The 11,333-nt window shown below is 41.1% G+C and carries 15 protein-coding genes; 6 read left to right on the forward strand and 9 right to left on the reverse strand.

What is annotated here, in order from left to right:
• Positions 1-208 precede the first annotated feature (208 nt).
• Together ACSLFW_RS09455 and ACSLFW_RS09460 are read right to left on the reverse strand one after the other, a co-directional pair.
• Positions 209-1,210 carry a T9SS sorting signal type C domain-containing protein gene (locus tag ACSLFW_RS09455; RefSeq protein ID WP_436555542.1) on the reverse strand — a complete coding sequence of 334 codons (1,002 nt, stop codon included), beginning with the start codon at positions 1,208-1,210 and terminating at the stop codon, positions 209-211.
• Positions 1,171-4,905 (reverse strand): beta strand repeat-containing protein, encoded by a 3,735-nt coding sequence (locus ACSLFW_RS09460; RefSeq protein WP_436555543.1) that lies wholly within the window; start codon positions 4,903-4,905, stop codon positions 1,171-1,173. Before ACSLFW_RS09460 ends, ACSLFW_RS09455 begins: the two co-directional genes overlap by 40 nt.
• Before the next feature lie 731 nt (positions 4,906-5,636).
• Here ACSLFW_RS09460 and ACSLFW_RS09465 point away from each other — a divergent pair.
• Genes ACSLFW_RS09465 through ACSLFW_RS09485 form a run of 5 tightly spaced genes read left to right on the forward strand, consistent with a single transcriptional unit; the run spans position 5,637 to position 8,068 of the window.
• Entirely contained in the window at positions 5,637-5,951 is a 315-nt protein-coding gene (locus ACSLFW_RS09465) for a hypothetical protein (RefSeq protein WP_436555544.1), read from the forward strand.
• Between the two features lie 6 nt (positions 5,952-5,957).
• A complete protein-coding gene (locus ACSLFW_RS09470) occupies positions 5,958-6,611 on the forward strand; it encodes a hypothetical protein (protein ID WP_436555545.1) in 654 nt (217 codons plus the stop codon).
• The gene (locus tag ACSLFW_RS09475; protein ID WP_436555546.1) at positions 6,589-7,137 is read left to right on the forward strand and encodes a histidine kinase; all 549 of its coding nucleotides are present in this window, start codon (positions 6,589-6,591) and stop codon (positions 7,135-7,137) included. Before ACSLFW_RS09470 ends, ACSLFW_RS09475 begins: the two co-directional genes overlap by 23 nt.
• Positions 7,137-7,373, forward strand: a complete 237-nt coding sequence (locus ACSLFW_RS09480) for a sensor histidine kinase (protein ID WP_436555547.1) — start codon at positions 7,137-7,139, stop codon at positions 7,371-7,373. The genes ACSLFW_RS09475 and ACSLFW_RS09480 overlap by 1 nt, the downstream gene beginning before the upstream one ends.
• Before the next feature lie 26 nt (positions 7,374-7,399).
• On the forward strand, positions 7,400-8,068 hold the full coding sequence (locus ACSLFW_RS09485) for a response regulator (protein WP_436557419.1): 669 nt from the start codon (positions 7,400-7,402) through the stop codon (positions 8,066-8,068).
• Here the strand turns inward: ACSLFW_RS09485 and ACSLFW_RS09490 are convergent, their stop codons facing one another.
• The gene (locus tag ACSLFW_RS09490) at positions 8,069-8,428 is read right to left on the reverse strand and encodes a T9SS type A sorting domain-containing protein (protein WP_436555548.1); all 360 of its coding nucleotides are present in this window, start codon (positions 8,426-8,428) and stop codon (positions 8,069-8,071) included.
• A 108-nt stretch (positions 8,429-8,536) separates the two neighbouring features.
• Here ACSLFW_RS09490 and ACSLFW_RS09495 point away from each other — a divergent pair, with 108 nt between their 5' ends.
• Positions 8,537-8,719 (forward strand): hypothetical protein, encoded by a 183-nt coding sequence (locus tag ACSLFW_RS09495; RefSeq protein WP_436555549.1) that lies wholly within the window; start codon positions 8,537-8,539, stop codon positions 8,717-8,719.
• On the opposite strand, the gene ACSLFW_RS09500 is transcribed toward ACSLFW_RS09495, so the two are convergent.
• From ACSLFW_RS09500 to ACSLFW_RS09525, 6 genes are all read right to left on the reverse strand, one after another.
• Positions 8,708-9,139, reverse strand: coding sequence for a hypothetical protein (locus ACSLFW_RS09500; RefSeq protein WP_436555550.1), 432 nt, complete (start codon positions 9,137-9,139; stop codon positions 8,708-8,710). The genes ACSLFW_RS09495 and ACSLFW_RS09500 overlap by 12 nt on opposite strands.
• 115 nt (positions 9,140-9,254) lie before the next feature.
• A complete protein-coding gene (locus tag ACSLFW_RS09505) occupies positions 9,255-9,578 on the reverse strand; it encodes a hypothetical protein (protein WP_436555551.1) in 324 nt (107 codons plus the stop codon).
• Positions 9,579-9,637: 59 nt separating this feature from the next.
• A complete protein-coding gene (locus ACSLFW_RS09510; RefSeq protein WP_436557420.1) occupies positions 9,638-9,715 on the reverse strand; it encodes a tail fiber protein in 78 nt (25 codons plus the stop codon).
• Positions 9,716-9,802: 87 nt separating this feature from the next.
• Positions 9,803-10,351 (reverse strand): phage tail protein, encoded by a 549-nt coding sequence (locus ACSLFW_RS09515; RefSeq protein WP_436555552.1) that lies wholly within the window; start codon positions 10,349-10,351, stop codon positions 9,803-9,805.
• 22 nt (positions 10,352-10,373) lie between these two features.
• Positions 10,374-10,922, reverse strand: coding sequence for a phage tail protein (locus ACSLFW_RS09520; protein WP_436555553.1), 549 nt, complete (start codon positions 10,920-10,922; stop codon positions 10,374-10,376).
• A gap of 161 nt (positions 10,923-11,083) precedes the next feature.
• Positions 11,084-11,218, reverse strand: a complete 135-nt coding sequence (locus tag ACSLFW_RS09525; RefSeq protein ID WP_436555554.1) for a hypothetical protein — start codon at positions 11,216-11,218, stop codon at positions 11,084-11,086.
• Between the last annotated feature and the right edge of the window lie 115 nt (positions 11,219-11,333).

Here is an 11,333-nt window from a genome sequence, read left to right on the forward strand (position 1 = left end):
TTTTTTTGATATTTATATGGTGATATTCATAATAATAAGATAGTAAAACCCTTACTTTTTAATAAAATATTATAGATAAACTATAGAATTTAATCAATTACAAGATATAATATAAGAAAATTAGTAAAATCAATCTCGCAAAATTGTTTTAAAACAAAAAAGCCTTTCGATTTCCCGAAAGGCTTTTCTGCTTAAAATAAAACTATGTTTAATAAACTATCTTTTTGGTTACAGTTTGATTATCCTTAGAAGTGATCTGAATCAGCAAGACCTGTTGTGCTACTTTAAGATTATCGATGCTTGTAACTGTAGTATTGATATTGCTCTTTTCGCTGATCATTCGGCCGCGCAAGTCAAAAACCTTTACGTCTTTGATAATCGTGCTGCCTGCATTGATGTTCAGGATATCATTTTTCACATAAGCAACTACATTGTCAGAATTTAAAGTCGGGTTTTCAATACCTAGATTAGTATTCTGGAAAACGATTGCAAACCTGTTCGTAAAAGTTCCCGCTTCAGAGGCGAAGCTATAATTACTTTCCTTTATATTATGTACAATTCCGGTAATGTTGTCCTTTATATATATAGCTTGGTCGTCAGCGAACAATCCGTCAACGTGATCGATACCTATTACATAGGTGTCAGCTGAAACAGCCTTGAAATTTAACGCAACAACATCGGTATTTTCAAAAGGCATAGGACGACCCTGAATCGTGTAGGTGTTATTATCGATAAGGTTTGAAAGGGTAGTGCTGTTGTCATCAATCAACTTTCCATCAACAGATTGGTCAACACCGACTGTCGCACCTTCAAGGTAACCAACAAGCATCTGATTCATGAATGCTGTTGAAGATGATAAGTTCAGCCAGATACGGCTTTTGTCATTGGTAGCAGTTCTGAAAAACTGGTTGGCATGGTTATCAATACGCATCGCATTTGTAAAACTAGCCGTGCCTCCCGTTGTTGTTCTCAGCATAAAACCTTGACCGGTCTGAATAGTTCCGTTTGGTATTTCACCGCCACTGCCCGCAGCAGTCCCGACAGTTGTATAGGTCGCATAGTTCGCAGCACTTCCGGCATTTTGATCAACGTGCGTCCAGAAATAAAGTGTTCCGGGATTCGAAGCCAGAAATAAATCTGCATTAATTGGCGACGGATAAGGATTTCCAATCATGTTATATCCTTGTCCTGAGTTGTTGGTAACCGGCATGGAATAATTCCCGTTATTCGGAGTTCCCGTGAAGGCACCGTTGAAAATTTGCTGCGTTGTGTCGGTAGGGAAATTATTCGGGAGCTTACCATGTAACCTTGTGCGGCTGCCATGGTGGTGTTTTCAGGGTTGGCAATTACGGCAAAAGCATTTCCTGACTCGTTAAACGTATAGAAACGAGACGAACCGGTTGGTGTTGGAAAACCCGGTGCATTAACAGGAGATACAGTATATGGCGAGAACAATTTCAGGTTTTGCCCTGCCACCGGAGTCGACCAATATACATAATCCAGTCTTCGCATCAGCGCGCTTCTTTTAACAGTAATGTTTCCTGAGTTGTTATTAGAAGTCGCAGTCTGCATCAGGTTCGCATTGTCTTCAAAGGTAACAGATGCGTTCGCCTGTGAAATTAGATTTCCGCCCAGATTCAGAGTAGAACCATTTGCGAAAGTAGTCGGCGATCCGGCCTGAACGGTTACATTGCCACTGATGTTGAGCACATCGCCGGAGCTGATAAAGACGTTGGCTCCGTTACCAATGATAAGGCTGCAGGCAGAGAAACCACCTGGATTGACATCGGATGAAACGTAATCGCCGCTGATGATTGCCGGCTGCGTTGCAATCGGATCCCCGTTTGTCCAGAAAAGACCATTCCAAACGGTATTCTGAGAACACTGCGCTACATAAGCCATACTGAACTGTGCCGCGGCAAAATTATTGTTTCCTGCAGCATCAATTGCCTTATTTTGTGCAATATTGAAAGTTTTGTTTCCATTACCACTTGCTGTGAAATTGACAGAGTAATTAGCGCCGCTTCCGGAAAAGCCCGAAAGCGAACCAGAACCTGTAGTCGTAATATCTGATACGTCAAAACCAGTAACGGATTCGCTGAACGTAATATTTATAGTAAACGGATTGGTGCTTGTAGGAGAAGTTTGTGGTGAAGAAATCGTAACGGTAGGCCTTGTCCTGTCAGAAACGATATTGAATGATGCGAAAGTGTTACCGTTTCCGGCAACATCGACAGCGCTGTTCTGAAATACGAATAGCGTAATCGAGCCATCGCCCGAAGGTGTAACGGTTGCCGTGTAAACTGAACCGGAACCTGAAAATCCTGAAAGTGAACCTCCGAATGTCGTTATATCAGTAACATCAAATCCTGTAACGCTTTCGCTGAAAGTAAAGGTCAGTGGAATAGTACTGGCGTTTGTCGGACTTGACGCCGATGATGTAATCGACAATGTCGGTTGAGAACTATCATAAACCCTGCTTAATTGTGTGGCAGCTGTATTAGTATTGCTGGCAATATCAGCGGCAACGCCAGCGGCAACATCTACTGTTACAGTTCCGGTACCAGCCGGTACGAGATTGAAGGTATAAATAGCAACATTGCTTCCTCCGGAGAAACCTGTGATTGATCCGTTTGTAACAGTAATATCCGATTGAATGAAATTTGAAACAGCTTCGCTGAAAGTAATTGTAACCGGAATAGGATTCGAATTTGTAGTTGCACTTGTCGAAGAGGTGATACTCACTGATGGACTCGTATTATCATATAAATAAGTGTAGCTGAAAGTAGCAGTGTTCGTATTTCCTGCAGCATCACTATAGGCATTTGCCCCAACATTTACAGTTACATTTCCATTTGCCGCAGCACTTACTGTTACGGTGTATGATGATCCGCTTCCTGAAAGCGATACTACTGAGCCATTTACAACTGATATATCTGATGCATCAAATCCGGTGACAGATTCTGTAAGGCTTATATTTACTGTACTAGGGTTCAAATTTGTAACACCTGGTGGTGGTGGTGGAGTAGTGAAAGCCGGGCGAACATTATCGTAAGTCCTGCTGAATTGTGCCGCTGCCGTATTGCCGTTGCCTGCCGCGTCAAACGCAATCCCTCCTACGATATTGGCCGTAACCGTACCGTTTGATGATGCCGTAAGGGTGAAGGAATAGCTGGCTCCTGATCCTGAGAAGCCTGAAATCGATCCGTTGCCCGGGGAAATGTCACTTGAATCAAAACCCGTTACGCTTTCGCTGAAAGTAACCGTCACGGGGATGGCTGCAGTATTCGTTGGATTTCCGGCAGCCGATGTCATAGAAACCGTTGGCTGCGTGTTATCGAAAGTACGTGAAAGTTGTGTTGCGGCCGTGTTGTTGTTCCCGGCAGCGTCATTGGCGACGCCTGAGGCTACATTTACTGTAACAGTTCCGTTTCCGGAAGGCACAACATTGAAAGTATATACAGCAACACCGTTTCCTCCCGAAAATCCGGAGATTGTCCCGTTTCCTATTACAACGTCGCCCGCCACGAAGTTGGAGACGGCTTCGCTGAAAGTTACCGTTACTGGAATCGGATTGGTATTGGTCACTGAACTGGCTGATGACGTGATACTCACAGTAGGAGAAGTCCTGTCTGATGTCCTGCTGAATTGCGTCGCTGCCGAATTGCCGTTATTTGCACCGTCTGCAGCGACATTCGAATTGATATTGAGGGTCACATTTCCGTCGACGGTTGGGTTAACGTTGACAGTGTAGCTGCTGCCGCTTCCGGAAAAACCACTAAGTGAGGCGTTAGAAGCTGTGATGTCGCCCACTACGAAACCTGTAACCGATTCGCTGAAAGTAATCGTAACTGCAAATGAACTTGAATTGGTCGGGTTGGCTACTGCTGATGTAATGCTTACCGTAGGTTGTGTCCGGTCTGAAGTAATCGTAAAATTCGAAGCTGCATTGTTGTTGTTATTGGCTGCGTCAATCGCAACGTTTGCACCAACCGATACGGTAACAGTTCCGTCTGCAGTTGGGGTAACTAATAAAGAGTAACTGGCACCACTACCTGTAAAGTTACTTTTACTCCCGTTAGAAACACCAACGTCATTGATGTCAAATCCGGTAACAGATTCATTAAATGTTATATTGATAGTAATACTCGCTGCATTTGTAGGGCTTGACTGTGGTGAAGCAATTGATACAGTCGGGTTATCACGATCAGCGGAGTGGATAGTTCCGTTAACAGCGTTGACGAAACCGTTTGTTCCGTTTCCGTTACCAAAAGAATCAACAATGTTAGAATTGCCATTAAGATTGAGTCTCAAAGTTCCCGTTCCGGTAATACTGCTAACTGTAACCGTATAGGATGCACCACTGCCACTAACACCACTAACGGTACCTGCGGCAGTTCCTGAAACGGTTGCAACTGTAAAATCATCTGTACTTACATTAGAAACCGTTTCGTCAAATGTTACTGTATAACTAACAGATGCCGAATTAGCAGCCGGTGTTCCTACAAGCGTTATTGACTGGCAGACCGGTTTTATGTTATCAGACCCATTAACAGTATAATTACCACCTAGAAAATTAGTCCATCCTGCAGTAGTATTAGTGGCCAGGTCAGGAAATTCTGCTCCGGCAGTACCATCATATCTTTTCCAGTTGCTCATTGTAGAAACACGTGATAAAATCACCGCCTTACTGGCAGCTGTTGAAGGCTGCACTTCATAACGGGCGTTGTCTGATTCGTCGATTTCTCCGTGACCAGTTCCGATTGCCATCGCATTGGTACCGTTTGTAAGCCCGGGAACAAGATTAGAAACATTATTCCTCGTAGAACTTGTCGGATAAGAAGCCGTATTTCCGGTTGCCGATGCCCAGTTCGTGGTAGCAAGGGTTGCAGCATAAAGCGGCACAAGATTTCCCCTAAACCATTTCCTAATGCGCCAAAGTTAGCATCGCCAGTTGCAAGGTTACTGGTAAACGCAGTAATCTGATCTCCTGAATTTGGCAGTGTAAGGGCGGTATCGCTACCGCAACGCGTACCGGTAATGACCGTATAATTACTTCCGGCCAATGTCATATTTTCATTAACAGTCTGTACTTGCCCGGCAAGAATTCCTCCTGTAGGAGTTGTAAATTTATAAAGACTTTCACCAGCTTGTCCAGACCCCATAAAAGCGGCGTCAACTGTATTCCATCCGGCGTCGGTAAAATAAATGACAGTACCGGCATTGAGGTTAATCAACAGCATCCAGGAAAATTCATCTCCGTTGGTATCTACGGCAAGTCCGATGATAACGATGTCGCCGGGAGCAAGTGTTTGGCCTTCGCCTTAAAGCCAAAGCTTAAAAGCAGCAATACGGTTAATAATTGTAATGTTTTTTTCATAATCCCAGGGGTTTTTAAGGTAAATGCTTGGTTTTGATGTGACTAAATATCAAGGTAATGTAGTCATAATTCTACATAAACGCCCGATGATGCGAATTTAATTTAAAAAACCGGAATAAAACCACGTAGAAATACCTGTTTTTCAATTCGCGTAAAAATACCCGTTTTTTTAGTAAAGTAATATTTGTATTTTTTTTATCGTTAGTTTTATCACGAGTAAATGAAACAATTTTAAAAACCCCCTAAAATTTTAATTATGACAAACACAAACACAATTCCGTTAGCAACCGCACAAGACTGGGCGAAAAGATGGAGAACAAACCCGGTGAGTTCAGTAAAAGCTTTTCTGATTCCTGAAGAAGATACCGTTCAGCTATACAACGAACCGGAAGTTGCCAATGTTCGCGCTTACATGGGTGTTGATCCCAAAGGTGGGGCACACCTTATGTTGGTTGGAGTTAATGCAGATGGTGAAGATCTTATCGATGAAGGTAAAGGATGGTATATTTATGATTTTACAAAGCCATGTCCAAATACATGCGATCCATCAAGTCCATTATATAATGTATAAATAATAATGAACGAATTACTTGCTAATATTGGTTACTTTTTTTTACTAGTTAATCTAATATTACTATTAAAGGGCTTTTCTGTTAACGGAAAAGCCTTTAAAATTTTTGCTTTTTATACTTTAGTAATCTGTGTCATACAAATATTTTCTAATGTATTTTATTACCGGCATTTAAACAATTTATTTCTTTCACACTTTTATCTTATTCTACAATTTATTTTGTTGAGCTTTTTTTATCATAATCTTATGATTAATCAAAAGCAGAAACAGGTGGTTTGGATATTTACATTATTAGGTTTATTAGCTTTATCGATACAATATGCTATTAACCCGGAGTTGTTTAAGATTTTTAATTATTTTGAAATCTTTTTAACCTCTTTTTTGATTACAATTTATGCTACATTTCATTTTTACAACTTACTGAATGAAAAAAAGCAGTTTTATTATATCAATATGGGGGTTTTTATTTATCTTTTTGCGAGTACCGTTTTGTTTCTTGCAGGTAATCTTGTTACAAAACTGAGTTCTAAATACAATACATTACCATGGACACTCAATTCTTTTTTATATATAGTATATCAAATATTTATTTTTTATGAACTTCAGCTTTTAGTATTGCAGAAAAAAAAATCCGGAAATGAAAGTTATTCAGGAAAATGATATTATCGCCGTAATTATATATACTTCACTAGCATTCGTGCTTATGACAGTATTGTTAATTATGTTCTATTATTTCTCCAAAAAGAAAATCGTACAGCACGAACTCGAAAAGAAAGACCTCATAATCAACCACCAACGCGAGATGCTGCACTCCGTAATCCTGACGCAGGAAGAAGAACGCAAACGCATTGCACAGGATCTTCACGACGATATCAGTTCAAAACTCAATATCGTTTCACTGAACAGCCATTTGCTGACAACACCCAATTTATCGGAAAAGGAATTATCAGAAATCACACTTAATATCATCAATCTCACCGCTAAAGCACTCGAAAATTCACGCAGGATTGCCCACGACCTTTTGCCCCGGTGCTTGAAAAATTTGGTTTACAGGCGGCTGTTGAAGAATTGTGCCTCGAATTCAAGACGGCCAAAAGGGTCAATATCCATTTTACAAATGACATTGTTTTTAATAATCTCGAAGAAGATCTGCACCTGCAGATTTTCCGGATTTTGCAAGAGTTGATGAATAATTCGCTCCGACACGGAAAAGCAACACTTATTACCATTCATTTTCATGAGGTAAACGGAGTGAAAACCTGCGATTATACTGATAACGGCATCGGCTTTGATGTAGAAGAAGCAAAAAATAAAAAAGGCCTCGGTATGAAAAATATCGAAAGCCGTGTAGAAATATTCAACGGAAACATTAATTTTAACAGTTCAAAAGACAATGGATTAAAAGTAACATTCACATTCTAATAACCTTAATTTCAATTTTATGGCCCATAAATAAAATTAAAATAGCCTTAGCCGACGATGAAGTATTGTTCAGAAAAGGAATCTCATTCCTGCTGCAACGCGAACAAAATTTCGAAATTCTTTTTGAAGCCTCCAATGGTTCAGAGCTGATTACCTATCTGACCGAACAACCCGAGCAACCTGACATCATTATGATGGATTTAAAGATGCCAATGCTCAATGGCGTCGAAGCCACAAAAATCATCCACAAGAACTGGCCGAATATTAAAATTATTGCCTTGACCAGTTACAATACAAAACCTTTCATTGCAAATATGATCCAGGTTGGAGCCGTATCTTTTATAGTGAAGAATGCCACGCCACAGGAAGTCATCCATACCATCAACGAAGTAGATGAGAAAGGTTTTTATTATACCGATTATGTGATGAAAATCATACACGATGATATGCTCCTTAATAAAACGACAAAAAGCAGTCTGGATACCAATTATCTCACCGCAAGGGAAATACGAATTCTGCAACTCATCTGCGAACAATGGAACAGTGCCGAAATCGCAAAAGAATTATTTGTAAGTCCGCGCACCGTTGAAGGTCACCGCAACAACTTACTGCTCAAGACAGACTCGCGTAACATTGCCGGTTTGGTGGTTTATGCCATTCAGAATAAAATCGTACAATTAAAAATCGAGAACTGATTATTGCACCACAATCCTTTTTATAGCCGAAGCATCGGCAGTGCTTAATTGTAAGAAATAAATTCCCGAAGCCAATCCGGAAAGGTCAATGGTATTGTAAAAACCGTCGTAGGTTTGAATAACCTGGCCAGTCGCATTGATAATTTTCATCATTTCTATTTTCTGCCCTGAAAGATTATTAAGATTCAAAACACCTTTTGTCGGATTTGGTGCAACTTTCAAATCGTCTGCAAAATAATGGTCTCTAACCGAAAGCCCTATTGAATAAGTTGTAGCTCCATTTGCGCTCCAGCCGGTTACTGTCGTATCAAAGTCGATGTCATTTCCAAAGGCGACATCATAGCGCCCCCAATTTGACAATTGCGAAACGGCGAATAAAATTTCATCCCTTGAACCTGAAGTCGGTCCTGGTAACGTGCATTATCGGTTTCATCCGCCTCAAGCGGCCCGGTTCCAACCGCAACTGCATTGACAGCATTTGTCAGTCCGATTGGCAGATTGGTTACGTTATGTATATTTGAAACAGGAAAGATTTCTGCCGTTGTCGAATTTAAAGCCGTAAACGATAATGAGCTTCCGTTAACCATAAAAAGCGGGTTCAGATTTGTAGTGCCGAAAGTTGCCGGCGCATTTTCGTCATCAGTTGATTGAAAGACGAAAATCTGATCTTCCGGAATTGGCAAGTGTGAGCAGTGAATTATAATCGGTGCCGAATTGCGTTCCGTTGATGACAGTATAATTGGCAGGTATTGCAGTTTCAGTAAAAGTCATTACTGTTCCCGCGGAAAGGCCTCCGGCAGGCACGATGTAACGCAGCAGGATTTCATCATTGAGTCCTGCGCCCATAAATTTATTTTCAATAGCATTATAACCGGCATCGGTGAAATAGAGCTTTGTGCCTGCATCGAGATTGACCAACGGCAGCCAGCTGAATTCGTCGGTAGAAGGAGTAGCGCCTATATCTACGCCATATCCGATTACGACTACATCTCCGGTATTGAGTGTTTGTGCAGTCATATTTTTAATTGTAAGTAACGTCAGTGCTAGACTGAAGAAGTAAATTTTTTTCATGATACTTATGTGTATTAAACAGAAAAATCCCTGCATTGCTTTAGGGATTTTTCTTAATTGTATTTTTTTGTTTAATTCCTTGAAGGGAAAATACCTTGGAGTGCGATACAATAGTTCAATCCCAAAGAAGCTGCTGTATTGTATTTACCGGCTGGTTTGCGCCTGCATTTTGCACGGTTACATTGGCATTTACCACGCCCATTAGTGCATTTGCAGTTCCCGCATAAGTCAGGTCGGCGCCTGTATTGTGAAGATAAGCGCCTACCGGGTTTTCAATATCGGCATCATCAGTGCTTGATACCGGAATTGCAACTGTAACAGGTGTCGGCAATGGAAAGTGAGCGTGTGGCGGAATATTGCTAACGTTCAGGGTAACAGATTGTTGTCCGTAAACCTCCCCTAAAGTAACCGGAGTCAATCCAGTGCCCAGGGATTCCATTATTGGCGTGGATAGCCAATCTTCCCCTTAAATCGGGAAGTGCAAAATTAGTTGTGCCATTACCTCCGTAGGTCGTGCCCTAATAGCGAAAATAGTGCAGAGTTCTGAGCGATTGGAAGAAGTTGGCCATTACACATTGCCCATCCTTTCGGCGAAATTACCTGCCCATAACATCAATTGTCCTAAAATTTGGTCCATTTTTTTATATTTTTAAATTAGTTTGATTATTGTCTTGCTGGGTAAGTTCCATAGATCGCGATGCAATAGTTCAGGCCTAATGATGGCTGAATCACATTGAAAGGTACGCCCTGCCCGGTGACTGATGTCATCTGACCCGGCGTTACAGTTGAGTTGCCCATTACCGCGTTGGTCGATTGTGCATATGCCTGATCAGAAGTTGCGCTAAGATAGTTGCCTACCGGAGTGTCGGCCGCCAAATTTACAGCCGAGTTAGCACCAATTCCGACAGTTCCTGTAACTGCATGCGTGTGGGCAGGCATGTTTGCGCTAAGCATTGTAACATTTTCGACACCGTATGATTCACCCAGAAATCTTTGTGTAAGTCCGGGTCCTGTTCCGGCGTTCACCGGCGTTCTTCCCCTTAAATCAGGAAGGGCAAATGTTGTAGTGCCGTTTCCGCCATAAGTAACTCCCAAAATTGAGAATAAAGCTGTGTTTGATGCTATTGCTAAGATTGATCCGTCGCAGAATGCCCATCCTCTGGGAGGGAAGTTTCCTGCAAATACCATTATTGATCCTATTATTGGCTCCATAAATATATTTTTTTATTAGTTATTAATTTTGTGATGGGTAAATTCCGGCGCTGCAAATGCAGAATGTCATTGCTAACGATGGTTGTGTATTTTCTAAAGGAAATGACGCGCCGGCTGCCATCAAATTAAGATTGAATGGTGCTGATTGTCCGGTTTGTCCGTTTTGAGTGTTCGAATAAGTGTTGGTATTCGGAAATCTTCTCAAGAAATTTCCCGCCGGATCAGCTGAGGTTTCTTCATCCGAATTGTTACATGCCGGTGCCACCGTTGCCGTAAACGTATGGCCGTGTGAAGGCAGTTGCGATGTACTCAGTGTATTGGTCTCCGAACCGTTAACCTGACCAAGGGTCACTGGCTGAAGTCCGTTTCCTGTCCCGAAATGCTGAGGCGCTCTTCCTCTTAAATCCGGCATACCAAAAGTAGTCATGCCATCTCCGCCATAAGTAGTACCAAGTAACATATACAAAGCTTGGTTTTCGGCAATCGACTGGAGCGACCCGTCGCAAGGCAGATAGTTTACCGGGACGAAATTCCCTGCAAATAACATAATTTGTCCTAAATAAGGTTCCATAAATTATAGTTTTTAATTGGTTAATAGTTATTCAAATATAAATTGGTTTTTTGTCATGAAATAGCGTATTTATACCTGTTTTTAAAAATCACGTATATATACCTAATTTTAAAAGCCGCTGTAAATCAACGGCTTATTGTTATTAACGTAACTATGCTGAATTAATAATGGAATAATCGGAAGACCATGAAAAAGTAAAATGCAATCATCATAAATAAAGTAAACAATCCTAATTTTTTGAAGAAAACTGTGATGATGGTAATGCTGTTCTTTTCGTAGATTAAATTTCTGTTCATGATAGTCTGATTTGGTTATTCCAAAAATAAAAAGGAAAATAAAACTGGATACACGTAGAAATACCTGTTTTTTAAACCGGCGCTAAATTTTTTCAAAAAAAAAGCCTCCCGGTTT

The organism is Flavobacterium sp. 3HN19-14 (assembly GCF_051373205.1).
Lineage (GTDB): Bacteria > Bacteroidota > Bacteroidia > Flavobacteriales > Flavobacteriaceae > Flavobacterium.